Origin of the sequence: Faecalibacterium gallinarum, from assembly GCF_022180365.1 — a bacterium.
Classification (GTDB): domain Bacteria; phylum Bacillota; class Clostridia; order Oscillospirales; family Ruminococcaceae; genus Faecalibacterium; species Faecalibacterium gallinarum.
Map to the genome: position 1 here is coordinate 35,629 of NZ_BQKV01000053.1, position 22,760 is coordinate 58,388.

The 22,760-nt window shown below is 57.4% G+C and carries 20 protein-coding genes, 1 tRNA gene and 1 pseudogene; 9 read left to right on the forward strand and 13 right to left on the reverse strand.

Going from position 1 to position 22,760, the window contains the following annotated elements:
- Positions 1-40: 40 nt before the first annotated feature.
- The 6 genes from JCM17207_RS08085 to JCM17207_RS08110 all read right to left on the reverse strand — a co-directional run bounded on the left by JCM17207_RS08085 (position 41) and on the right by JCM17207_RS08110 (position 4,318).
- Positions 41-256 (reverse strand): Maff2 family mobile element protein, encoded by a 216-nt coding sequence (locus JCM17207_RS08085; protein ID WP_076778855.1) that lies wholly within the window; start codon positions 254-256, stop codon positions 41-43.
- A gap of 100 nt (positions 257-356) precedes the next feature.
- Positions 357-587, reverse strand: a complete 231-nt coding sequence (locus JCM17207_RS08090; RefSeq protein WP_238317093.1) for an antitoxin — start codon at positions 585-587, stop codon at positions 357-359.
- A 30-nt stretch (positions 588-617) separates the two neighbouring features.
- Entirely contained in the window at positions 618-2,423 is a 1,806-nt protein-coding gene (locus tag JCM17207_RS08095) for a VirD4-like conjugal transfer protein, CD1115 family (RefSeq protein WP_238317095.1), read from the reverse strand.
- A complete protein-coding gene (locus JCM17207_RS08100; RefSeq protein ID WP_238317097.1) occupies positions 2,420-2,896 on the reverse strand; it encodes a PcfB family protein in 477 nt (158 codons plus the stop codon). Before JCM17207_RS08100 ends, JCM17207_RS08095 begins: the two co-directional genes overlap by 4 nt.
- Before the next feature lie 45 nt (positions 2,897-2,941).
- Positions 2,942-3,154, reverse strand: a complete 213-nt coding sequence (locus JCM17207_RS08105; RefSeq protein ID WP_196931875.1) for a DUF5348 domain-containing protein — start codon at positions 3,152-3,154, stop codon at positions 2,942-2,944.
- Between the two features lie 15 nt (positions 3,155-3,169).
- Positions 3,170-4,318, reverse strand: coding sequence for a DUF6017 domain-containing protein (locus JCM17207_RS08110; protein WP_238317213.1), 1,149 nt, complete (start codon positions 4,316-4,318; stop codon positions 3,170-3,172).
- 201 nt (positions 4,319-4,519) lie between these two features.
- On the opposite strand from JCM17207_RS08110, the pseudogene JCM17207_RS08115 reads away from it, so the two are divergent.
- The 4 genes and pseudogenes from JCM17207_RS08115 to JCM17207_RS08130 form a co-directional block, all read left to right on the forward strand.
- Positions 4,520-4,789: pseudogene (locus tag JCM17207_RS08115) on the forward strand (ABC transporter ATP-binding protein); the annotation flags it as partial.
- Entirely contained in the window at positions 4,789-6,537 is a 1,749-nt protein-coding gene (locus JCM17207_RS08120) for an ABC transporter ATP-binding protein (RefSeq protein WP_087368960.1), read from the forward strand. The pseudogene JCM17207_RS08115 and the gene JCM17207_RS08120, both read left to right, overlap by 1 nt.
- Positions 6,538-6,572: 35 nt before the next feature.
- Positions 6,573-6,893: a winged helix-turn-helix domain-containing protein gene (locus JCM17207_RS08125; protein ID WP_373871938.1), complete on the forward strand. Its 321-nt coding sequence runs from the start codon at positions 6,573-6,575 to the stop codon at positions 6,891-6,893.
- 158 nt (positions 6,894-7,051) lie between these two features.
- Positions 7,052-7,270 carry a hypothetical protein gene (locus tag JCM17207_RS08130; RefSeq protein WP_238317101.1) on the forward strand — a complete coding sequence of 73 codons (219 nt, stop codon included), beginning with the start codon at positions 7,052-7,054 and terminating at the stop codon, positions 7,268-7,270.
- 88 nt (positions 7,271-7,358) lie between these two features.
- Here JCM17207_RS08130 and JCM17207_RS08135 read toward each other — a convergent pair whose 3' ends face one another.
- Positions 7,359-7,715, reverse strand: a complete 357-nt coding sequence (locus JCM17207_RS08135) for a helix-turn-helix domain-containing protein (RefSeq protein ID WP_238317103.1) — start codon at positions 7,713-7,715, stop codon at positions 7,359-7,361.
- 440 nt (positions 7,716-8,155) lie between these two features.
- Between JCM17207_RS08135 and JCM17207_RS08140 the strand changes: the two genes are divergently transcribed.
- A complete protein-coding gene (locus JCM17207_RS08140; protein ID WP_238317104.1) occupies positions 8,156-9,184 on the forward strand; it encodes a recombinase zinc ribbon domain-containing protein in 1,029 nt (342 codons plus the stop codon).
- A 58-nt stretch (positions 9,185-9,242) separates the two neighbouring features.
- On the opposite strand, the gene JCM17207_RS08145 is transcribed toward JCM17207_RS08140, so the two are convergent.
- From JCM17207_RS08145 to JCM17207_RS08160, 4 genes are all read right to left on the reverse strand, one after another.
- Positions 9,243-9,318: transfer RNA gene (locus tag JCM17207_RS08145), tRNA-Ala, on the reverse strand.
- 205 nt (positions 9,319-9,523) lie between these two features.
- Complete coding sequence (locus tag JCM17207_RS08150; RefSeq protein ID WP_238317106.1) at positions 9,524-10,375, reverse strand: sensor histidine kinase; 852 nt, start codon at positions 10,373-10,375, stop codon at positions 9,524-9,526.
- On the reverse strand, positions 10,338-11,144 hold the full coding sequence (locus tag JCM17207_RS08155; protein ID WP_238317108.1) for a response regulator: 807 nt from the start codon (positions 11,142-11,144) through the stop codon (positions 10,338-10,340). Before JCM17207_RS08155 ends, JCM17207_RS08150 begins: the two co-directional genes overlap by 38 nt.
- Complete coding sequence (locus JCM17207_RS08160; RefSeq protein WP_238317110.1) at positions 11,134-11,436, reverse strand: hypothetical protein; 303 nt, start codon at positions 11,434-11,436, stop codon at positions 11,134-11,136. The genes JCM17207_RS08155 and JCM17207_RS08160 overlap by 11 nt, the downstream gene beginning before the upstream one ends.
- A gap of 430 nt (positions 11,437-11,866) precedes the next feature.
- Here JCM17207_RS08160 and JCM17207_RS08165 point away from each other — a divergent pair, with 430 nt between their 5' ends.
- Positions 11,867-14,818: an acyl-CoA dehydratase activase gene (locus tag JCM17207_RS08165; RefSeq protein ID WP_282449880.1), complete on the forward strand. Its 2,952-nt coding sequence runs from the start codon at positions 11,867-11,869 to the stop codon at positions 14,816-14,818.
- 19 nt (positions 14,819-14,837) lie between these two features.
- The gene (locus JCM17207_RS13730) at positions 14,838-16,175 is read left to right on the forward strand and encodes a 2-hydroxyacyl-CoA dehydratase (protein WP_282449881.1); all 1,338 of its coding nucleotides are present in this window, start codon (positions 14,838-14,840) and stop codon (positions 16,173-16,175) included.
- Positions 16,176-16,301: 126 nt separating this feature from the next.
- On the opposite strand, the gene JCM17207_RS08170 is transcribed toward JCM17207_RS13730, so the two are convergent.
- On the reverse strand, positions 16,302-17,525 hold the full coding sequence (locus tag JCM17207_RS08170; RefSeq protein ID WP_238317112.1) for a 6-phosphofructokinase: 1,224 nt from the start codon (positions 17,523-17,525) through the stop codon (positions 16,302-16,304).
- Positions 17,526-17,775: 250 nt separating this feature from the next.
- Between JCM17207_RS08170 and JCM17207_RS08175 the strand changes: the two genes are divergently transcribed.
- Positions 17,776-18,753 (forward strand): GDSL-type esterase/lipase family protein, encoded by a 978-nt coding sequence (locus JCM17207_RS08175; RefSeq protein WP_282449882.1) that lies wholly within the window; start codon positions 17,776-17,778, stop codon positions 18,751-18,753.
- A 210-nt stretch (positions 18,754-18,963) separates the two neighbouring features.
- On the opposite strand, the gene typA is transcribed toward JCM17207_RS08175, so the two are convergent.
- A complete protein-coding gene (gene typA / locus JCM17207_RS08180; protein ID WP_238317114.1) occupies positions 18,964-20,787 on the reverse strand; it encodes a translational GTPase TypA in 1,824 nt (607 codons plus the stop codon).
- Between the two features lie 223 nt (positions 20,788-21,010).
- Here typA and JCM17207_RS08185 point away from each other — a divergent pair, with 223 nt between their 5' ends.
- The gene (locus JCM17207_RS08185) at positions 21,011-22,621 is read left to right on the forward strand and encodes an MBL fold metallo-hydrolase RNA specificity domain-containing protein (protein ID WP_238317116.1); all 1,611 of its coding nucleotides are present in this window, start codon (positions 21,011-21,013) and stop codon (positions 22,619-22,621) included.
- The last annotated feature ends 139 nt before the right edge of the window (positions 22,622-22,760 follow it).

Below are 22,760 nucleotides of genomic sequence, written 5' to 3' on the forward strand. Positions count from 1 at the left end.
TGTCGTGTCAGTGGTTACGGTTCGGACAAGGCCGGGGCCATCAGCCCAGCAGCCCGGAAAGCAGGGGAACGAGGGTCAGGCCGATCAGGGCGACACCACCGCCCGCGACAAGCTGCTTAACACCTTGGCTCTTGCTGGCCGGGTTATCCTGCCCGTAACCTTCCAGCAGGTTCACGCCGCCCCACACACAGAGGGCACCGCCGAGGCCGATCACGATAGTCTGCAAAGTATCAACTGCGCTATTGAAAAATTCCATACATTTACCTCCATAAATTCAGATTGTGATGTTGTTTTGGGTACAAAAAAGCTGCCGGTCATTTCCAGCAGCAGCGTCACAATCCGCAGACGGCCCGGAGTTATTGGCCGTCCAGCCATTCCCGCAGGGTAAGAACATAAAGCTCTCCCCACACGTCACACATTTGTCTGGACACCTCAATGTCCATCAGCCGGGCATCTCTGTCTGTCGGTTCTGCAAAATCATGGTCGATCAACCATTGCATAGCGACAACAAAAGAAATCAATCCCCGGAATAGGTCATATCTGGATTTGAAGTATTCCGCAAATGTCAGTTCGTCCGAGTGTTCCATAGGGTCAGGCTCCTTTCTATGCCAGCCGCCTTATTCAGCGGCCATATCTTCATCCGACAGATCAATGTCGTACAGCTCAAAGGTTTCCGCCTCTGATACCACGCGCTTTTTCTTCCGGCGCATGGACGACAAATATCTGTCCACATCAAACGTGTTCTTTTTATCGGCATCCGAGAGGTATTTATACCGGGGATGGCGGGTAATGTCGTATTTGTCACTGAAAAACGGCCTTACTCCGCGCACCTGCAAAATACACTTGCCTCCGTCCATTGTTGCGATTTCGTCTTGGCTCATCAGCTCCTTTCCCAATTTTTGATAGTTCAGTCCGTGGGAAGTCTGTGCGCCCCGGTTCTCGCTCTGATTGTAGCTGTCGATGGTTTCTTTGCCCAGCACGTCAGCGATCTCCTTGGCGTTCTTGCCCCGCCCACTAAGGAAAAGCGTACAATCGCAGTTGTCGGAAATGATTTCCGCAGCGTCCTTGTAAATTGCCTTTAGCTGCGATTGGCTTTGCAAAATAATAGAAGCCGAGATTTCCCGGCTTCGGATGGTGGCAATGAGCTTGTCAAAGTTGGGGATTTGCCCTATATTGGCAAACTCGTCTAAAATCATCCGAACATGGACGGGCAGCCGCCCGCCGTATTTATCATCGGCCCGGTCACAAAGCAGGTTGATAAGCTGGCTCTGTACCATTGCCAGAATGAAATTAAACGTGGTGTCTGTGTCGCTCATTATGAGGAACAGCGCCGTTTTCTCGTCCCCGATGGTGTCAAGTTCCAGCTCGTCGTCCTCCATCAGCTCCCGCACCTCGCGGATGTCAAAGGGCGCTAAACGTGCGCCGCAGCTAATCAGGATAGAGGAACGGGTCTTGCCAGCGGATAAGAGGAATTTGCGATACTGGCGCACAGCGAAGTGATCCGGGTCTTTTGCTTCCAGCCGTTCAAACATCTGGTCTACCGGCGACTGAAATTCCGGGTCGTCCTCGCGGGCTTCACTGGCATTTATCATTTCAAGCAGCGTCGTGAAGTTCATTTCCTCGTCCGGCGCTTCGTACCAGATATAGCCGATCAGGGCCGAATACAAAAGCCGTTCCGATTTGACCCAAAAATCCTCGGCGCTTTTTTCGCCCTCGCCCTTGGTGTTGCAGATCAGCGTGTTTACCAGCTTCAAAATGTCTTTCTCGCTGTGGATGTAGCGGAACGGGTTATACCGCATACTCTTGGAAAAGTTAATGGTATTCAGCACTTTCACCCGGTAGCCGCTGCGGACAAGAAGCTGGCCCACCTCACCGATCAGGCTGCCCTTGGGGTCGGTTATCACAAATGAGGTCGGGTAGTCCTTGGACACGCATTGCATGAGGTTGGGTTTTACAAAAAATCTCGTCTTGCCGGAGCCGGAACCGCCGATTACCAGCACATTTTTATTTCTCGCCGTTTTCGGGTCTTTCGGACGGTTATTCATCGTCAGCCGTTCCGTCTGCGTCAGCAAAATGTTATTGTCAAAGTTGGGGTCGATGTACGGCGCAATGTCCTTGGCCGTTCCCCAACGGGCGCTGCCATATTCCGCGCCTTTGCGGTATTTCTTGGCATTTTTCCCCTTGAAATACACCATCAGCCGCAGGGCAGCGGCACCGGCAACGCCGATCAGCAGGTCAAAGGGGTGGATGCTGGGGGCAGCATTGGCAAAGGCCGCCGAACAGCCGTCCATGAAATGCAGCAGCTTTTCCGACAAGTCCACGCCTGCCGCCAGCCGGTATGCCTGCCCCAGCTTCCCGAACAGGTAAACGAAAATCAGGTACGGGAGATTGGACAGGATCAGCTTCTTTACTTCTGGCTTCATAGCGACAGCCCCCTTTCCTTGACTTTCTCCTTGGCCCGCTGCTGGGTCTTGGCCGCAGCTTTTTGTTTCAGGGCAGACAGGGCCTTTCGGATAGAGGGCCGTTCCTCCCGGTTCAGCTTCTTGGCGGTGAACTCCTTGAACGCCTGTTCCAGATTGTCGGCCTGCTTGGTCTTGAAAATCACGATATAGCGCGGCGGGTGGGTGGAACTGTCTTTCCGCAGCGTGTAGTCAATATCGTATTTCTTGGCGCAGGGGCGGAACAGGCCAATATTCGCGTCGGTGATTTCGATGTTAGAGAGTGCCGAACCGTCCTTTTTGAGCTGCCGCAGGCTTTGTTTGCCGTGGTGCAGCTTGGTTTTGCCCTTTTGCCGGGCGGCCAGAAATTTCTTCATGGCCGCCTGCAACACTTGGCCGGTCAGCTTCCCGGTTTTCATCGCTAACGCTATGGTTTTCTGGTCTACTTCTTCCTGCAACTGCTATCCCTCCTTGGAAGTCCAGCAGGCAGGCGGCGGGATGGCTTAAATCCGCACCCGCAGGCCGGAAAGGTCGTCGGCGCGGATGCCCACCAGATACCAGTCCTCGGCCATTTCAATGCGAGTGGGCTTCCACCTGCCGCCCACCATCACGTCAAAGGTTTCTCCACAGTGCAGCCCGCCGTAGTAGTCTGCCAGATCAAAGCGGATGTCGTAGCGGTCTGCCTGCTCATCAAAGATCAATGCACCCTGTTTCATAGGGCCGTCCTCCTTTCAGATTTTCCCGGTCGCCATATCATGGGCCACAAGGGAAGAATAGTAATTCCCAATCGTGGACGGGGCATTGAACAGCGCCGCCCGTAGATACTGCTTGATGTTTCGGATTTCCGTGGTGTTCTTGTTCAGGCAATCCAGCACAAAGCGGATGTGTTCGCTGTCCAGCTTCATAAACTTGGATTTCACCAGCTCCGCCGGATAGTCGTCACCGGCAACACGGATGGTCTTGCGCCGGGTGCAGACGGTTTCAAGGATCAAGTCTACAATCTCGTCCAGACGGTCGCCGTCATAGGGCAGATCGGCTTTCAGAATGTCATAGCTGATATTGTCCTTGATGATTTCCTCATACACCCGGTATGCCTCACTCGCATCCTTTCGCTTCCGTTCCGGCGGCTGTGCCGCCTTGCCCTCCGCAGGAGAGGGGGTTGGGGAATGGATAGGAATGGATTGGGTACTTGATAGATCAGTATTTGATTTTTCTTTACTTGGTATATCTTTATTTAATTGCATTGGATTTCCCGATACCGGGTTTTCCGACGTTGGATTATCCGATGTTGGATTTTCCAACACCGGGTTTTCCAATCCCGGCTGTTCTTTCTCCGTAGCCTCTGGCCGGGGCTGCGGCTGCTCGTAGATGGTATAAACCATGTCGGCCATCTTGCCTTTGCCGTCCCGGTTCTGCTGGCGGGTAATATACCCGGCCTTTTCCAGTTCCCACACCGCCGTCCGTATGGCGTCGATGCTTTCCCGGTTGATAAGGGACAAGCCTTTCAAGGTATAATCCCAGTTTTCGGGCAGGGACAGCATTTGCGAAAGCAGGCCCTTGGCTTTCAGGGACAGGTCTTTATTCCGCAGGTGGTGGTTGGACATCACCGTGTAGCCCCGGTTTTTCTCCACACGAAAAACTGCCATCTCGTCGTCAACTCCTTTCACTTGGAATAGAACCGCGTCATAGGCGGTGAGCTTGCCCGGCTGGTAAGGGCACTCTGCATACACGCAAAACTGGTATTTCCAGTCGGGGCGGTAAAAACGGCAGTCGCCGCAATCCTCCGGCGCTCCGGCGTCGCCGCTGTCGTAGTGATCGAAGCCGGGCTTGCCTTGCATGAGGCTTTCAAAGGCGCGGTCGCCGCCGGATGTGAAATACATGGCGTCGCCTCCTTTCTGGTTTTGGGCATAAAAAATGGCGTACCGTGGAAACGATACGCCGGACACCAGAAAACGCCCCGTGATCGGCTGGGAAGCCGTCAAAAGGCGTTTTCAGTGTGGTTATAGGGATATTCTGTTTTTTGATGATGGTTAAAAAGTTCAGTGTTTATGCGGCTTTCAGGGATTTGTGTATATAAACATGAGGCCACTGCTTTTGCTGATCCGGAAAATGAGGCTTTGATCCAGAAAGCCTTTGCCCGGCTGACGAAAGGCCGCACTGTCATCATGATCGCCCACCGACTCTCTACGGTAGTGGGAGCGGACAAAATCTTGGTATTGGACAACGGTCAGCTGATAGAGCAGGGCACTCACAAAGAATTGATCGTGGCGGGCGGGTTGTACACCCAAATGTGGACGGATTACAACCAGGCAATCCGGTGGAAAATGGAGAGTGGCAAGGAGGAAAGGTAATGTTTGGAACAAAGTTTCAGCGGAAGTACGCCCTGACCGACCAGGGGGTAGAGAACGTCAAAAAGGGCGTCTTCTGGACGGTGATTGTCAATCTGGTGGTGATGGGTGGCGTCGGTATCTTGCATTTTGTGATGTCCGGACTAATGGCAACTCTGACTGAAGGTACTCCTCTGCCCGGTGCTCTCCAGGTGCTGGCGGGTCTTGTAGTGTTTGCTCTTCTGTCGTTTTTGACCCATCTCCAGCAATACAAAACCACCTACGGCCTTGTGTACGGCGAAGTGAAGGCCTCTCGCCTGCGTTTGGCGGAACAATTGCGAAAACTGCCCCTTGGTTTTTTTGGAAAACATGATCTGGCTGACTTAACAGAAACTCTAATGGGAGATGTCAACCGTATGGAACATGTTTGGAGCCATGTGTTGGGCTACCTGTATGGTTCCTATATCTCTACGGCTGTGATCACGGCCTGCCTGTTCTGGTACGACTGGCGGTTGGCCATTGCTTGTCTTTGGGGAGTACCAGTGGCTTTTGGCCTCCTGTTTGGGAGCAGAAAGATGGCAGAGCGCCAGGCCGGGCAGACCAAGGAGGCCGCTGTTCGGGTCTCGGACGGGATGCAGGAAGCCCTGGAAAATGTTCGAGAAATTCGGGCTGCCAATCAGGAAGAGCGGTATCTTGTCGGATTGTATCAAAAGATCAACGACCATGAGCGGGTCATGATTCACGGCGAGCTGGTCACTGGTTTGTTCGTCAATGGGGCTAGTGTTATTATGCGGCTGGGAGTAGCGACCACAATCCTCGTGGGGGCCCAATTGATTCTGGCTGGGCAGATAGACTTTATGCTGCTATTTTTGTTCCTGATGGTCATCACCCGAATCTATGCGCCTTTTGACCAGAGTCTGGCACTAATCGCCGAGCTGTTTGTTTCTCAGGTTTCGGCAGATCGGATGAATAGACTATTTGATACCCCGATTGCAGAAGGAACAGAGAAGTTCTGTCCCAAAGGGCATGATATTGTGTTCGACCATGTGGGCTTTGCTTATGATGAAAAGGTTGTCCTGAGTGATATCACCTTTACCGCAAAGGAGGGCGAGATCACTGCGCTAGTAGGGCCTTCCGGCTCTGGCAAAAGCACCTGTGCCCGGCTTGCAGCACGGTTGTGGGATGTTACCAGAGGGACGATCAAAGTGGGGGAGATAGATATTTCTACGGTGGACCCGGAGGCATTATTAACCGATTATTCCATGGTCTTTCAGGATGTAGTGTTGTTTGACGATACAGTGATGGAAAATATCCGACTGGGTAAACGAGGAGCTTCGGATGCAGAGGTGATGGCAGCGGCTAAAGCTGCCAACTGCGAGGAGTTTATCAAAAAGCTGCCGCAAGGGTACCATACATCCATCGGCGAAAATGGAACTAAACTTTCGGGCGGCGAGCGCCAGCGGATCTCAATTGCCCGCGCACTACTGAAAAATGCTCCTATTGTGTTGCTGGACGAGGCCACTGCCTCTCTAGATGTGGAAAATGAAACTAAAGTACAAGACGCCCTCTCCCGGCTTTTGGCGGGCAAAACAGTGTTAGTCATCGCTCACCGGATGCGCACAGTGGCCGGCGCGGATCACATTGTGGTGCTAAAAGAAGGGCGGGTGGCCCAGCAGGGTACCCCGCAGGAGTTGATGGCGCAAGGCGGTCTTTACCGGCGGATGGTAGAGCTTCAGAGCGAGAGCGCTCAATGGAATCTAAAGCAGGCATAAATCGGCTGCCGTCAAAACTTAAAAAATAACATTTTTTGAATTCATATGGAAAAAATAGAGATCGTGGTCCGATTTACAATGGATCAGAAATTTATATGAGCCGTTATGAATATGGCGTTTTAAGCCTTTTGGCACGGCATCCTGGCAAACTGTTTACAAAAGAGCAAATTTTTGAAGCAGTTTGGCACAAGGACAGCGACAGCTATCTGCGAGCTGTATCCAGTACAATTGGACGAATTCGACAGAAAATTGAGGATGACAAAGATCATCCGCAATACATTAGAACCGTTTCAAATCGTGGTTACCAGTTCATGCCGAGACCTGAAGATATTACACATTCTATAAGAAATCCATAATAAGGAAAGCCATCTCAACGAATTTAGGCCCTAGATTCGTTGGGATGGCTTTTGCTGTATTTTGACAAATGAATAAAATGAAAAAAGACGTCATATCCTTGCAATATGAATATGGAACACTTTACAATAGAGAAAAATTATTATAAGGAGATTGGCCTATGCAAACATTTAATGATGTTTTAAACTGTTTTCGAGTTTTTTTAGAAGAGTCCTCTTATTTGGAAGTGGTTCCTTGCCGCTGGGGATATGTAAGACTATTCAACGAAGGTGAGCCTATTAATTTTAGTGCGGTTCTCTGCCAGAAGCCAGAAGAACTTTATCAGGTGTTGACCAATGATTTGGAGACAGAACTGGATGTAAGAAGAATGGATAACTGAAATTGGTATTGAAATGGTTTGATTTTAGCTTGGCTTTGGCATAGAAGCTTGGCAATCTATTCTATACTGTACAGCAAGGAAAAGAATATTATGATAATTCGATTTTGTTATAAAATTCTGTGAGATTCATTGCAAGTGAACGGGTAGAATCCAGCAGGGCTTTCCTTACTGGTTCTGGACAAGATAAGTATATTTGGTCCAGTTCTTTCGGTTCACATTCAGATTCGGCTGTTCGAGGTAGAATCAGAGCATCCAAAGAAACTGGCAAAACACGAAAAATTGCCAAAAGTATCTCATAGGACGGATTCATGATTCCTTTCTCAATATTAGCAAGATGCTTTGTTGATACATGACAAAGGGCAGAAAGCTGCTCTTGCGTTAAATCGGCTTTCTTGCGTGCAGTACAAATCTGTTTTCCCAAAGCGGCTATATCGGAATTCGGCATGATTGTTCACCTCAATTGTATTGTATCGTTCTTGTTTGATTCCTGGTATAACCTTATTGGTTCAGAAAAAAGGTCGGATTGTGCCGATTTTGATAATTTTATATTCTAACTCGGTCAGGTTATAAAAAAACGGTTACTTGACCGAGGAGTATTCATGCGCTGTTTGGATCACAGTTTCCGTCTCTGGAGGGATAACTGTGATTTTTTGTTTTGGTAATGCATCAAAAAAAGCCTGGCTTTCAATGCAGAGCAGACTGTAGTTGGACCGGCACAATCGTTCTGGTTTAATGTCTTTTATAATGCTGATATCTTATGCTGCGCCAGTTTCCCGTTTTGGGAGATTGGCGCTTTCGTGCTTTTAAAGTTAAAGTGCCGTGGACCGCCCAGTGTTTCGAAGTCGAGTATCTGCATTACAAAAATAACGGGAGAATTATGTTCGGATGATCAAGAACAAGAGCTACACCGGATACCTCATCAATGGAAACGTAGAAACCCATTGCCCAGAACTGCAAATCATTGATCCTGATCTGTTCGAGCGGGCGCAGGAAGCGCGTCATGCCCGGAAGCGGGAAAGAGGCGCAAATCCCCTCAGCTACAGTTCCCAGGCACTTTTGTGTGGTATTGTCTTCTGCGCTCACTGCGGAAACCGGTTGAGTCTTGCCAGCGGTGTCCGGAAGCGCATCCGCGCCGATGGTACTGTGACGAGGGAAAAGCGCATCCGGTACAGCTGCAATTACAATGTCCGCCATCCTGGCCAGTGCGACGGTCAGTCTGGCTATGGTGTGATCACCGTGGACAACATCGTAGAGAGCGTTGTTCGGATGAAGTTCGCAGAGATTCGGGAGTGTTCCAAGCAAAAGCTCCTGGAAGAAATGCGAAGCAAAGAGCTGAATCGAATCCAAAAGCAGATCCAACAGCTTGAAAGGGAGCTTGAGACAAAGCGGCAGGAACAGGATGTTCTGAAAGAAGAAACCCTTCGCGTGATCCAGGGCAAGAGCGGCCTTGACCGTGATATGCTGGCTGATCTGGTCGCTGAAAACAAGGAAGCGGTCCTCCGGGCTGGAGATGCACTCCAGAAAGCAACACAGGAACAGAAGGAGGTGGAGGAAGCTGCCAAAAAAATGCAGCGGGAATGCAGCGACCTTTTCACCTGGGCAAATGTTTATGACAATGCGGACTTCAATGAACGGCAGGCGATCCTGCATCAGTTCATCAAAGAAGTCCGGGTGGGGCGAAATTATGAAGTTGATATCGTCCTGAATGTGTCGCTGGAAGAACTCGAGGAATATAAGGCTCATTCGATGGCCGGAAGCACGAAAAAAACGGGGCAGATGGACCTTAAACCAGCCCCTGAAAATTTGTCCGGTAGCTCGAATGCCAGCATCGTCGTAATAGACGAAAATGCAGATCAACCTTTGAACATTTTGCCGAGGAACCTCGTTCGCGCTTCAGTGACATACAGTAACTAATTTGTTCCTGAAAAACGCAAAAAAATAAGCCGCAGCGCCAAAAAACGCTGCGGCAGTTTGGTGGACCTAATCGGGATCGAACCGACGACCTTACGGATGCGAACCGTACGCTCTCCCAGCTGAGCTATAGGCCCATAAAAATGACATTTTGACAAATGCTTGAGGAATTGAGATACAGGCCACAAGGGCAGGGGGCTGATTCAAGGATCGAATGCACTCCCAACTGAGCTACAGGCCCATATTTCGCCTTGCGACTCAACCAATATACCGCGTTTTGGGGCGTTTGTCAAGTGCTTTCTTAAAGGGGATAGGGGCGGAAAAAACGGCCCCTGCGGCGGCTCAACGCTCAAAATCTACGGTCTCGAGGCCGGGGATGCAGTTCAGCTCGCGGGCCACCAGGCGCTGCAGCCGGTACTCCTGCTGCAATTTGTCCCAGGTGTTCTCCGAGCGCAGGATGGTACTGCCCAGGGGACGTTTGCCCGGCAGCATCTTTACCACCGCTTCGGTGCCGCCCTCGGGCCGGGCGTTCAGCTCCAGCTCCCAGCCCAGCAGCCGGCAGTATTCCCGGCAGAGCAAAAGCCCGCTCTGGGTCCCGCCCAGAAAATGGGTGCGGTTCTCCCGCAGGTTGTCCCGTTCCTCGTCCGGCAGACCGCAGCCGTCGTCCAGAACCCGCAGCACAGGACAATCGTCCTGGGAGCGGCCCGGCTCCAGCACAACCCAAACGTGCCCGCCCTCCCGGCAGGCGCGCAGCGCGTTGGAGAGCAGGTGCAGACAAATTTGCTCCAAAAAGCCCCGGTCTCCGTAGACACAGCAGCCGTCCGCGTCACATTCGAGGGTCAGGGTGACGCCAATGGCCCGGCGGATCTGTTCCTGACCGGCGCACAGACCCCGCAGGAGGGCGCACAAATCCACCAGCTCCCAAATGGGGGGCTCGTTGCCCTGGATACAGCGGATCAGGGCCATCATGTCGGTGAGGGTGCGCTCCAGCCGGCCCGAGGCCACCGCAATGTCCGAAAGGGCCTGGGCGGCGCGTTCATCCTCGCCGTTCGCCTGGGGCAGGCTCTCCAGGTATTCCCGGTTCCGGTCGATCAGGTTCAGGGCGCGAAAACACTCCTCTGAGAACTGTTTGCGGGGGAAATCCTCCCACAACACCTCAGAGGCTGCTGTATACGGATTCGGAAGACTGCTCATCCCTGCACGACCCTCCTTCCGCCGCCGCTCCGGCCCGCTGCTGGAGCAGTTGCGCTTTGACTGCATAGATGAATTTGCCTGTGGTGAGCTTTTTATGGGTAAAGCCGTGGGCCGCCTTAAAGGCCTGCCACTCCGGCGTGTTTTGTTCGTCCAGCCATTCGATCATCCGGCGGATGCCGCTGTCCACCGCAGAGATCGAGACATTGTGCCGCTCGCCGACCTGCTGCAGAATCTCCTTGCGGATCGCCATTTTGCGCTCCGATTTCAGGACGATCTTCACCGCTTCGGTCAGGTAGTCACAGCTGACATCCCCCGTCCGGGCGCCCCAGATGTTGTACAGTTTGGCACACAGCAGCGCCGTCTGCCCGGCAGTCAGGCCGTAGAGCATCCGCAGCCCGTGGGACAAAGAACTCAGACTGTATGGGTTCATAATACAATAGTTTGCCGCCGGATGCAACCCCGCACCGGAATTTTCCGTCTGGCCCCAGCTGGAAAGCAGGACCACCAGCGGGGTACAGGGCAGCCGGCAGCGGTTGAGCAATACCACGAAATCCGAGGCGGTCATATCGGCCAGCTGTTCGTCCAACAAAATGATGTCGTAGGCCCGGCCCGCCTCCAGTGCCTCCAGGAGCTCACTGCCGCATCGGTAGCTCTGGCACAGAGCGAAGCCGTCTTGCTGGGCAAGGTAGTTCAGATGAACCCGGAGTTCACGGATATCGTAGCTGGCCATGGCGATCCGCAGCCCGGGCTCATGTTGATTACCTTTCACATATAACGCCGCCTTTCCCGTTTTCGTCCTCCGGGGTATAAAATTCAGTGATGATGTCCCGCCAGACTTCGGGCTGGACGCCGTTTTCGTACAGATACCGCAGCAGAGAGTAACAGCGTTGGGGCGGCTGGCCCAGCAGCAGGCTGTCACAGCACCCATTGCAGCCGGTGCGGCAGACCGTCAGCTGACAGGCCTTGTCGCCGGGCTCCATGGCATAGATCAGAGTATAGGGCTTTTGTAGTTCTTCGATCGCTGAAAAATGTCGGAACAAAGGTGCAAATATTTCTGTCATGTTTCGGTCTCCTCCCACCAAATATTTATAGAAATCCGCCATTGCACTTTTTTTCACATTCTGCTTGTTCTATTTTAAAGTGAAATACGGTCGGATGCAATGCCAAAAATGCGTCAAAATGTGTCGCTGGCCCGGTTTTGGGCTTCTTTGCGGCCGCCGCAACGCCTGGGCCCGGAGCGGCTGATGGCGCGGCGGGAAAAAGAATCACGATGCTGCGTCTAGCTTTCTGCACAAAATATTTTTCTCGCCTGGGGCAAATTCTTATCTCTTTCGAGCAAATTCGGGGCGTCGGATTGAATCTTTCATCAAATTGAAGTATAATTAAACCGTCTATGGAAGGACTAACCTGTTTGTTATCTAACAAATTAAAACCGCATAAAAATTAATCGGAGCGTACCCCAAGCGCAAGTCGAATCAGGAGGACAAAACATTGAGAGTTGGTCTTGATATCGGCAGCACGACCATCAAATGCGCCGTGCTGGATGAACACGACAGCCTTATATACTCGACCTACGAGCGGCATTACAGCCATATTCTGGAAAAGGCGCAGGAGCTTCTGCGCCGGATCGACGCCGAGCAGCTCCACGGCCAGGAGGCGCTGCTGAGCATTTCGGGCTCGGCGGGCATGGGCCTGGCGGACAGCTGCGGCGTGCCCTTTGTGCAGGAGGTGTTCTCCACCCGGGTGGCGGTCAAGCGGTTTGTGCCCCAGACCGACTGCGTCATCGAGCTGGGCGGCGAGGACGCCAAGATCCTCTTTTTGACAAACGGCACCGAGGTGCGGATGAACGGCAGCTGTGCCGGCGGCACCGGCGCCTTCATCGACCAGATGGCCACCCTGCTCAAGATGGGGGCCGACGAGATGAACGCCGCCGCCGAAAAAGCCCAGCGGACCTACACCATCGCCTCCCGGTGCGGCGTGTTCGCCAAGAGCGACGTCCAGCCCCTGATCAACCAGGGCGCCCGGGCCGAGGACATCGCCGCCAGTATTTATAAAGCGGTGGTCAGCCAGACCATCGCGGGCCTGGCCCAGGGCCGCCCCATCCAGGGCAACATCCTGTATCTGGGCGGGCCGCTGACCTTCAGCTCGGTGCTCCGCAAGAGCTTCGACGAGGCGCTGGGGGTGACGGGCACCTGCCCCGAGAACAGCCTACTCTATGTGGCGCTGGGCGCGGCCCTCTATGCGGACAAGGCGTTTAACCTCTCGGAGGTGGCCGCCGCCCTGGACCGCTACGCCGCCACCGCCACCTATGCCAGCGAGCCGCCCCTCTTCGCCAACAAGGAGGAGTACGAGGCGTTCCACGCCCGGCACCTGGCCCACAGCGTGCCCTGCGTGCCCTTCGGCGCCCACTGCGGCCCGGTGCACATCGGCATCGACTCGGGTTCCACCACCGTTAAGCTGGTGGTGGTGGACGAGGAGAGCCGGATCCTCTACACCAACTACCAGCCCAACCTGGGCAACCCGCTGCCCCTGATCCGGGAGCAGCTGCTCAAGATTTACAGCCGCCACCCCAATTTGCAGATTGCCAGCGTCACCACCACCGGCTACGGCGAGGATCTGGTGAAGAACGCCTTCCGCTGCGACTACGGCCTGGTGGAGACGGTGGCCCACTTTACTGCGGCCAAATACTTCATGCCGGATGTGGATTTCATCATCGACATCGGCGGCCAGGATATGAAGTGCTTCAAGATCGAGGACGGCGCCATCAGCAACATCTTCCTGAACGAGGCCTGTTCTTCGGGCTGCGGCAGCTTTTTGCAGACCTTCGCCCAGGCGCTGGGCTATGACGTCAAGGAGTTTGCGGCCCTGGGTCTCTTCGCCGACCGCCCGGTGGATCTGGGCAGCCGGTGCACCGTCTTTATGAACAGCTCGGTCAAGCAGGCCCAGAAGGACGGCGCCAGCATCGAGAACATCAGCGCCGGCCTGTCCATCAGCGTAGTGAAAAACGCCCTGTACAAGGTCATCCGTGCTTCCAGCCCCGAGGAGCTGGGCCGCCGGATCGTGGTCCAGGGCGGCACCTTCTACAACGAGGCCGTCCTTCGCGCTTTCGAGAAGGAGATGGGGGTGGAGGTCATCCGCCCGGACATCGCGGGCCTGATGGGCGCCTATGGCGCGGCCCTCTACGGCCAGCGCCAGAGCCGCCTGACCGGCAAACCCTCCTCCATCATGACCGAACAGGAGCTCAAGGACTTTGAGCAGAAGGTGGTCAGCGTCAAGTGCGGCGGCTGCGGCAACCACTGCCAGCTGACCGTCAGCACCTTCGCCGACGGGCGCAAGTACATTTCGGGCAACCGGTGCGACAAGCCCGTCACCGGCAAGGGGGAGGACAACTCCCTCAACCTCTACGCCTACAAGCAGGAGCTGCTGGCCAGCTATAAGCCGGTGCCGGGCAAGCGGGGGTCCATCGGCATCCCCCTCTGCCTCAACTTCTACGAGATGCTGCCCTTCTGGCACGCCTTCTGGACCAGCCTGGGCTTTGCGGTCCACGTCAGCCCGGTGTCCAGCCGGGGGCTCTATCTGGCGGGCCAGGCCACCATCCCCAGCGACACCGCCTGTTTCCCGGCAAAGCTCAGCCACGGCCACATCAAGGCCCTGAGCGAGATGCAGCTGGACGCCATCTTCTACCCCTGCCTGACCTACAACTTCGACGAGGGGCTGGGGGACAACCACTACAACTGCCCGGTGGTGGCCTATTATCCCGAGGTTCTGGCGGGCAACTGCCCCGAGCTGGCGGGCAAAAAGTTCATCTGCGACTATGTGGGCGTGCATCGGCCCAAGGACTTTGTGCATAAGATGGCCAAGGAGATCCTGCCCAAGTACTTCGGCGGCATCAGCCAGAAGGAAGTGCAGGCGGCCGCCGACGCCGCTTACGCCGAGCACGCCCGGCATATGGCCCAGATCCGGGCCAAGGGCGCCGAGATCATCGACGAGGCCCGGCGGCAGGGCAAGCGGATCATCGTCCTGGCGGGCCGGCCCTACCATGTGGACCCGGAGGTCAACCACGGCATCGACCGGCTGATCACCCGCCACGGGGCAGCCGTCGTCACCGAGGACAGCATCTCCGACCGGGTGGAGAAGTTCCCCACCAGCGTGCTGAACCAGTGGACCTACCACAGCCGCCTGTATGCGGCGGCCAAGTACTGCACCACCCAGCCGGATATGGACCTGGTGCAGCTGGTGTCCTTCGGCTGCGGCGTGGACGCCATCACCACCGACGAGACCCGGGAGATCCTGCAGGAGGGCGGCAAGCTCTACACCCAGCTCAAGATCGACGAGATCACCAACCTGGGCGCGGTGAACATCCGCCTGCGCAGCCTGTTCGCAGCCCTGGACGAGAAGGACGAGCTCAAGCGGGAGCAGGCGGGCCAGGCAACCAACGCCTGAGATACATAGGAGGCAAACCGTGGAATACCAATATCCCAAATTTACCCCGGAGATGAAGCGCACCCACACCATTCTGATCCCCAACATGGCGGTGACCCAGTTCCGGCTTTTGAAGTACGCGCTGGAGTTCGACGGCTATAAGTGCGAGATCCTGGGCAACTGCGGCAGCGCCGTGGCCCAGCTGGGGCTGAAATACGTCCACAACGACACCTGTTACCCGGCGCTGCTGGTCATCGGCCAGTTTTTGGACGCCCTGAACAGCGGCAAATACGACCTGGACCACACCGCCCTGCTGATCACCCAGACGGGCGGCGGCTGCCGGGCTTCCAACTACATCCACCTGCTGCGCAAGGCCCTGGTCAAGGCGGGCTACCCCCAGATCCCGGTGGCCAGCCTGAACTTCTCGGGCCTGGAAAAGGACAGCGGTTTCCAGATGACCCTGCCCCTGGCCCGCCGTGCGGTGGCCTGCATCTTCTACGGGGATATGCTGTCGGCCCTGCGCAACCAGATCGCCCCTTACGAGAACGAGCCCGGTGCGGCTGACCGGATGGTGGACCGCTGGGTGGAGCGGCTGGGCCGGGTGATCCTGGCCGACAAGGGCTATACCGCCCGGGAGATGAAGCACACCTTCCCCCTGATCGCCAAGGAATTCGCCACCATTCCGGTAACCCGGGTGCCCAAGGTCAAGGTGGGCGTCGTGGGCGAGATCTACGTCAAATACAGCCCCCTGGGCAACAACGATTTGCAGAAGTTTTTGGAGAGCCAGGACTGCGAGGTCAACTTCCCCGGTCTGATGGGCTTCTGCCAGTACTGCATCTTCAACATGGGCGAGGACCACACCCTCTACGGCGGCAAGCTGACCACCAAGCTGGTGACCGACCAGCTGCTGAACTACCTGGACGGCATCGAGCGGGCCATGCTGAAAGCCACCGCCGACGCGGGCTTCTACGCCCCGGGGCCCTTTAAGGAGCTGATCGAAAAGCCCAAAGGTGTGATCTCTCTGGGCGCCAAGATGGGCGAGGGCTGGCTTTTGACCGCCGAGATGATCGAGCTGGTCCAGGGCGGCTACGGCAACATCGTCTGCGCCCAGCCCTTTGGCTGCCTGCCCAACCACATCGTGGGCAAGGGGATGATCAACAAGATCCGGGCCATGTACCCGGCGGCCAACATCACCCCCATCGACTACGACCCCAGCGCCACCAAGGTCAACCAGGAAAACCGGATCAAGCTGATGCTGGCGGTGGCCAAAGAGCGGCTGACCAATCCGGCCGAGGCTGCCCCCCTGACGGCGGAGCAGATCGCGGGCGGCGCACCCCAGCTGGACCACCAGGCCGGCCGGGAGCCCATGACCGTATAATAAAACATCTTACAGCCTCAACCCCCTGACGGAGCCGCACAAGCGCAACTCTGCCAGGGGATTTTATGTTTCAGCACAAACAAAAATCCCCCGCCCGGAAAGGGCAGGGGAGAGAACATCACAAACTTACAGATGGACGTGCCGGGGGGTGCCGTTGACGTAGATGGGGGTCAGCTCGTCCAGGATCAGGGGACGGGCGTACTCCTCAAAGGCGGCAGTGACGTGCATCCCGTCGGGGGCGATCCAATCCAGGGGGACCTTCTTTTCCAGGTTGGCCACCTGCTGGACGTCCACCGACTCGGTGATGCACTGATAGGGGGTGTTGCCGATCCGCTTGAGGGCGATCATCCGGCCGGTCTCCCCCGCGAAGGCTGCCGCAGCGGCTGCGCCGCCGGCGGCGTAAGCCTCGGTGACGTCGGTGCGGCTGGCCAGGTGGCTGGCGCACCGCTGGAGGGTGGAGAACTCAATGGCCCGGCTCTTGCAGTTCAGCCGCTTGTGGATCAGCTCGGAGAGATACCGGCTGGTGCCGCTGAGGACGGCTTTGTGGCCGAAAGCGTCCAGCTGGCCTGCGGTGGAGACCAGGTCGCAGAGGTAGACTCCGCCGGCGGTTTTGACGCCCTCGCTGGCGGCAATAATCACATTGGGCTTGCGCTGCTGCAGCTCGTCCACCCGGGCCAGGAATTTCTCTTCGTCAAAGGGCACCTCGGGCAGCAGGATCAGGTCGGGGCCCTCGCAGTCCTCGCCCGCCGCCAGGCAGGCGGCGCCTGCCAGCCAGCCCGCGTGGCGGCCCATGATCTCGGCCACCGTGACGCTCCGCAGGTTGTAGACCGAGGAATCCCGGATGACCTCTTTCAGGATGGTGGCGATATATTTGGCCGCCGAGCCGTAACCGGGGGTGTGGTCGGTCAGGCAGAGGTCGTTGTCGATGGTCTTGGGCACGCCGATGAACCGGACGCTGCTGCCCACCCGGGCCGCATAGCGGCTGAGCTTGGCGATGGTATCCATGGAGTCGTTGCCGCCGATGTAGAACACGGCGCAGATGTCGTATTTGTCAAACAGGTTGAACAGCTTGACAAAGGGGGCGCTGTCGGTGTCGGGGTCGGGCAGCTTGTAGCGGCAGCTGCCCAGATAGCTGGAGGGGGTGCGCTTGAGCAGTTCAATGCTCATCCGGTCGTCCAGAAGCTCATCCAGGTCCACCATCTCTTCTTTGAGCAGACCCTCGATGCCGTATTTCATGCCGTAGACCGTATCGGCCCCCAGGCTGCGGGCCGTCTTGTAGACGCCGGCAAGACTCGAGTTGATCACCGCAGTGGGGCCGCCGCTCTGGCCGACAATTACATTTTTCGCCATGGGAAAAAACCTCCTTCTCATCCTGAAAAAACATACCGGCACGGCCGGGGAAAAACCGAATCGAAAACCGCTGAATTTCAGGGAACACTGTAAAAAGCCATACCAAATTTATTGTACCTGTTTCGGCCCTTGTATGCAACCCCCAATCGGTTGCAGCAGGGGGGAAAATATGATAGAATCGGGGTACACCCGTCCGGCGGCGTTTGCGGGGCGGGCCGGAGACTGAACACAGGGAGATTTTAAACAGACAATGGGCATTTCTCAGGATTACCGCTCCTCCCGCCGCCGGCCGCGGCAGGGGAGCATTTATAAAAAACTGCGGGTGGCGGGCTGCATCGCCGGCATCCTGGTGGTATCCCTGGCCATTACGGCCATTCTGGAGGGGGGCCAGGCCCAGGAGGCCGCGCCCCCGGTTTACACCCCCAGCGGGGTGGTGGAGGGCATCCTGGCGCCGCTGCCCATGCAGGGCGGCGGGTCGTCCTCGGGCAGCGGCGTGGAGGCCGGGGTCTTTGGGCCGGTGCAGCAGACCGCCGGGGGATACAGTGTGCTGGCCTATGACAGCAGCGTGATTCGCCAGCCCGCCTGCGGCCAGGTGGATCTGAGCTATTTTGCCGACGCGGCCTTTTTGGGCGACAGTCTGACGGTGGGCTTTGAGGATTACAGCATCAACCTCTCGGGGGCGCTGATCTGCGGCTACATCGGCGTCGGGCCGGATGCCATCGCCAACCGGAGCGCCGTTACCCATCCCACCCGGGGGCAGGAGGTGGCGCTGGATGTGCTGGCCGCCGCCCAGCCCAAAAAGCTGTATATCCTGCTGGGCACCAACACCCTGACCACCGTGGGCGCGGAGGAAAAGTTCCTGGCCTACTACGGCATGATGCTGGACGAACTGCGGGCGGCCCTGGGGGAAGACTGTGTGATCTACGTCCAGTCCATCCCGCCGGTGCGGCCGGAGGCTGCCGCCGAGAAGCCGGGCCTGGCCAGCGACCGCCTGCGGGCGGTGAATGAGCAGCTGGCCCAGCTGGCCGACTCCAAGGGCTGTGTCTATCTCGACCTGTGGGAGACCCTGGCCGACGCCCAGGGCAACCTGAAAGAGGTCTGCGCCGCGCCGGATGGGGTTCACCTGTCGGCGGGCAACGGCTACGGCGCCTGGGTCAACTATCTGCGGAGCCATACCCTCTATTCGGCCGATAGTCCTTGGACCGCGGGCAGCGACTACGCAAAATGATTATTTAAAACCCACCCACCCGCCCTCTTAGATGTATGGGGGCTATCGCCCCCATACCCCCCATTCTAGCCTTTAGGCTCTGCTTTCTGTCCACGGGGGGATGACCGGGGGTGGCGTTAGATAGAGCTGTTTTCGGCTGCTGTACAAAAAGAAAAGCCGCCGGGCTCCCTTCTGCGGGGAACCTGGCGGCTCTTTGTATATGGAATCTTTTTACTTGTTCTTGCTGCGGGCCTTCATCCGCTGCTCGTGGTTCAGGATCTGCTTGCGGATGCGCAGGCTCTTGGGGGTGACCTCCAGCAGCTCGTCCGGGGCCAGGAACTCAAGGCACCCCTCCAGGCTCAGCCGGCTGATGGGCACCAGGTGGAGCGCATCGTCCGAGCCGGAAGCGCGGGTGTTGGTCAGGTGCTTGGTCTTGCAGATGTTGACGTCCACATCCTCACCGGTGGGGGTGTAGCCGATGACCATGCCCTCGTAGACCTTCTCGCCGGGGCCGATCAGCAGGGTACCGCGCTGCTGGGCGTTGAACAGGCCGTAGGTGACCGACTCGCCGGTCTCGAAGCTCACCAGAGAACCGGTGGAGCGGTTGGCGATCATGCCGGCCCAGACGTCGTAACCGTCAAAGATCTGGTTGATGACGCCCTCGCCGTGGGTGTCGGTCAGGAACTGGTTGCGGTAGCCGAACAGGCCGCGGCTGGGCATCCGGAACACCAGACGGACCCGGGTATCGCCCAGAGCGTCCATCTGCTGGAGGATGGCCTTGCGCTGGCCCAGACCGGTCATGACCGCGCCCTGGTACTGGGTGGGCACGTCGATGACCACCTGCTCCATGGGCTCGTAGGTCTTGCCGTCGATGACCTTGGTCAGGACGTGGGGGGGAGAAACCTGCAGCTCGTAGCCTTCGCGGCGCATGGTCTCGATCAGGATAGACAGGTGCATCTCGCCGCGGCCCATGACCCGGAAAGAATCGGTGGTGGCGGAGTCCTCCACCTTCAGCGCCACGTCCTTCAGCAGCTCCTTCTGGAGCCGGTCGCGAATCTGGCGGCTGGTGACGTACTTGCCCTCACGGCCGGCCAGGGGGCTGTCGTTGACCGAGAAGGTCATCTCGACGGTGGGGTCGTTGATCTTCAGGAAGGGCAGAGGCTCCACCTTGGCGGGGGAGCAGAGGGTGTTGCCGATGGTCACATCGGGCAGGCCCGAGAAGGCCACGATGTCGCCGGCAGTAATGCTGTCGCAGGGGACGCGGCCGTTGGCCTGGAAGTCGTAGAGCTTGGTCAGGCGGCCCTTCATCTTCAGATCGGGGTTGTGCCAGTCGCAGACCTGCACCTCGTCGCCCACCTTGCAGGTGCCGTTCTGAATCCGGCCAATGCCGATGCGGCCCACAAAGTCGTTGTAGTCCACCGAGGAGCAGAGCATCTGGAAAGGTGCGTCGGGGTCGCCCTCGGGGGGACGGACGGCGCTCAGCAGGGTGTCAAACAGGGGGGCCAGGTCAGTGCCGGGCACATCGGGGTCCAGGCTGGCGGTGCCGGCGCGGCCGCAGCAGAACAGCATGGGGCAGTCCAGCTGCTCGTTCGAGGCGCCCAGGTCCATCAGCAGATAGAGAACCTCGTCGATGACCTCTTTGATCCGGGCGTCGGGGCGGTCGATCTTGTTGATGGCCACCACCAGGCTCAGATTCTGCTGGAGGGCTTTCTGGAGCACGAAACGGGTCTGGGGCATGCAACCCTCGGCGGCGTCCACCAGCAGCAGAACGCCGTTGACCATCTTCAGAACACGCTCCACCTCGCCGCCAAAGTCGGCGTGGCCCGGGGTGTCCACGATGTTGATCTTGACGCCCTTGTAGGTGCAGGAGCAGTTCTTGGCCAGAATGGTGATGCCGCGCTCACGCTCGATATCGCCGCTATCCATGACGCGCTCAGCCACCACCTGGTTATCACGGAACGCGCCGCTCTGGCGGAGCATCGCGTCCACCAGGGTGGTCTTGCCGTGGTCAACGTGGGCGATGATGGCTACGTTGCGCAAATCGTTACGAACCATAAAATTCAACCTTTCTATTTTCCCATCTATTCGTCGGCTGAGAATAGAACTGTATAACAACTGATTTAGTTTAAATCATTCCCTGGGGGTTTGTCAAGATTGTATAAAAATTTTTCCGCTCTTTCGGCGATTTGACCGCCTGAAAGTATGATATACTGGGGTCAGAAATTCCCCCGGCGGGCCCTTTGGCGCCGCCGGGCGGCAGATGGAGGTGCAACAGATTATGAAGCTGACCTTTTTAGGCGCCAACCACGAGGTCACCGGCAGCTGTACCCTGCTGGAAACCGCGGGCCTGCGCTTTTTGATCGACTGCGGCATGGAGCAGGGCAAGGACAACTACGAAAACCAGCCCCTGCCGGTGGCCCCGGGGGAAATCGACGGCGTACTGGTCACCCACGCCCACATCGATCACACCGGCCATCTGCCCCTGCTGGTGAAGCAGGGTTTCCACGGCAGGATCTATGCCACCCGGCCCACCCGTCAGCTGTGCAGCATCATGCTGCGGGACTCGGCCCACATCCAGGAGAGCGAGGCCGAGTGGAAAAACCGCAAGGCCCGCCGGGCCGGTGCGCCCCTGATCGAGCCGGATTACACCATCGCCGACGCCGAGGCCGCCATGGAATTGTTCGTGGGGGTGGAGTACAACCAGCGGCGGGAGATCGCCCCGGGGCTGGAAGTGCGGTTCACCGACGTGGGCCACCTGCTGGGTTCGGCCAGCATCGAGGTCTGGGTCACCGAGAGGGGCCAGACCACCAAGCTGGTCTTTTCAGGAGATATCGGCAACTTGAACCAGCCCATCCTCAAGGACCCCACCTATCTCTCCGAGGCCGACTATGTGGTGATGGAGTCCACCTACGGCGACCGGGAGCATCCGCCCCGGCCGGATTACATCGCCGAGCTGACGGCGGTCTTGCAGCGCACCTTTGACCGGGGCGGCAACGTGGTGATCCCCAGCTTCGCCGTGGGCCGCACCCAGGAGCTGCTCTATTTCATCCGGGAAATCAAGGAAAAGGGCCTGGTCAAGGGCCACCACAATTTCCCGGTGTACATCGACAGCCCCCTGGCCATTGAGGCCACCCACATCTTCCGCAACTGCTCCGAGGACTGCTTCGACGCCGAGACCCGGGCGGTTCTGGATTCGGGGGACGACCCCATCAGCTTCCCGGGGCTGCGGGTCAGCGTGACCAGCGAGGAGTCCCGGATCATCAACAGCGATATGACCCCCAAGGTGATCCTTTCGGCCAGCGGCATGTGCGACGCGGGCCGCATCCGCCACCACCTGAAGCATAACCTCTGGCGGAAGGAGTGCTCCATCCTCTTTGTGGGCTACCAGGCGGTGGGTTCTCTGGGCCGTACCCTGCTGGAAGGGGCCGCCCAGGTCAAGCTGTTCGGGGAGGAGATCGACGTCCAGGCCGAGATCTGCCAGATGACCGGCCTGTCCGGCCACGCCGACGTCAACGGCCTGCTGCGGTGGGTGGAATCCTTCGACCCCAAGCCCCGGCGGGTGTTTGTGGTCCACGGCGACGACGAGGTGGAGAACAATTTCGTCGAGACCTTGCAGCAGCGGGGCTTCACGGCCTGCGCGCCCTACAACGGCGCCGAGTGGGCTCTGGGTGCAGACGGTGAGGTCTGCCTGGAAGAGGGCAACCGCACCCGGATCACCCACCGTGCTCCGTCGGTGCCCCTCACCCGGTCCGAGACGGTGTTCCAGCGGCTGGTCAACGCGGGCCGCCGCCTGATGCAGGTCATCGAGCACAACCGGGGCGGCGCCAACAAGGACCTGGCCAAGTTCGCCGACCAGATCACCGCCCTGTGCGAGAAGTGGGACCGCTGAGTTACCAGCGAACGGCCGGTTTTGCCTTTTTATACCTATAAAGAAAAGCCGGCCGGTTTTATCAAAAAAATCCGCATCCCTCCGGCCGGACGGCTCAGGAGAGATGCGGATTGTTCTTTCTTGGGAGAAAAGGGGCGGG

Bases quoted from the DNA above. Each gene is read 5' to 3' on its own strand.
- JCM17207_RS08085 (WP_076778855.1), bottom strand. From the start codon at position 256: ATGGAATTTTTCAATAGCGCAGTTGATACTTTGCAGACTATCGTGATC.
- JCM17207_RS08090 (WP_238317093.1), bottom strand. From the start codon at position 587: ATGGAACACTCGGACGAACTGACATTTGCGGAATACTTCAAATCCAGA.
- JCM17207_RS08095 (WP_238317095.1), bottom strand. From the start codon at position 2,423: ATGAAGCCAGAAGTAAAGAAGCTGATCCTGTCCAATCTCCCGTACCTG.
- JCM17207_RS08105 (WP_196931875.1), bottom strand. From the start codon at position 3,154: ATGAAACAGGGTGCATTGATCTTTGATGAGCAGGCAGACCGCTACGAC.
- JCM17207_RS08110 (WP_238317213.1), bottom strand. From the start codon at position 4,318: ATGTATTTCACATCCGGCGGCGACCGCGCCTTTGAAAGCCTCATGCAA.
- JCM17207_RS08120 (WP_087368960.1), top strand. From the start codon at position 4,789: ATGTTTGGAACAAAGTTTCAGCGGAAGTACGCCCTGACCGACCAGGGG.
- JCM17207_RS08130 (WP_238317101.1), top strand. From the start codon at position 7,052: ATGCAAACATTTAATGATGTTTTAAACTGTTTTCGAGTTTTTTTAGAA.
- JCM17207_RS08135 (WP_238317103.1), bottom strand. From the start codon at position 7,715: ATGCCGAATTCCGATATAGCCGCTTTGGGAAAACAGATTTGTACTGCA.
- JCM17207_RS08140 (WP_238317104.1), top strand. From the start codon at position 8,156: ATGATCAAGAACAAGAGCTACACCGGATACCTCATCAATGGAAACGTA.
- JCM17207_RS08150 (WP_238317106.1), bottom strand. From the start codon at position 10,375: ATGAGCAGTCTTCCGAATCCGTATACAGCAGCCTCTGAGGTGTTGTGG.
- JCM17207_RS08160 (WP_238317110.1), bottom strand. From the start codon at position 11,436: ATGACAGAAATATTTGCACCTTTGTTCCGACATTTTTCAGCGATCGAA.
- JCM17207_RS08170 (WP_238317112.1), bottom strand. From the start codon at position 17,525: ATGGCGAAAAATGTAATTGTCGGCCAGAGCGGCGGCCCCACTGCGGTG.
- JCM17207_RS08175 (WP_282449882.1), top strand. From the start codon at position 17,776: ATGGGCATTTCTCAGGATTACCGCTCCTCCCGCCGCCGGCCGCGGCAG.
- typA (WP_238317114.1), bottom strand. From the start codon at position 20,787: ATGGTTCGTAACGATTTGCGCAACGTAGCCATCATCGCCCACGTTGAC.
- JCM17207_RS08185 (WP_238317116.1), top strand. From the start codon at position 21,011: ATGAAGCTGACCTTTTTAGGCGCCAACCACGAGGTCACCGGCAGCTGT.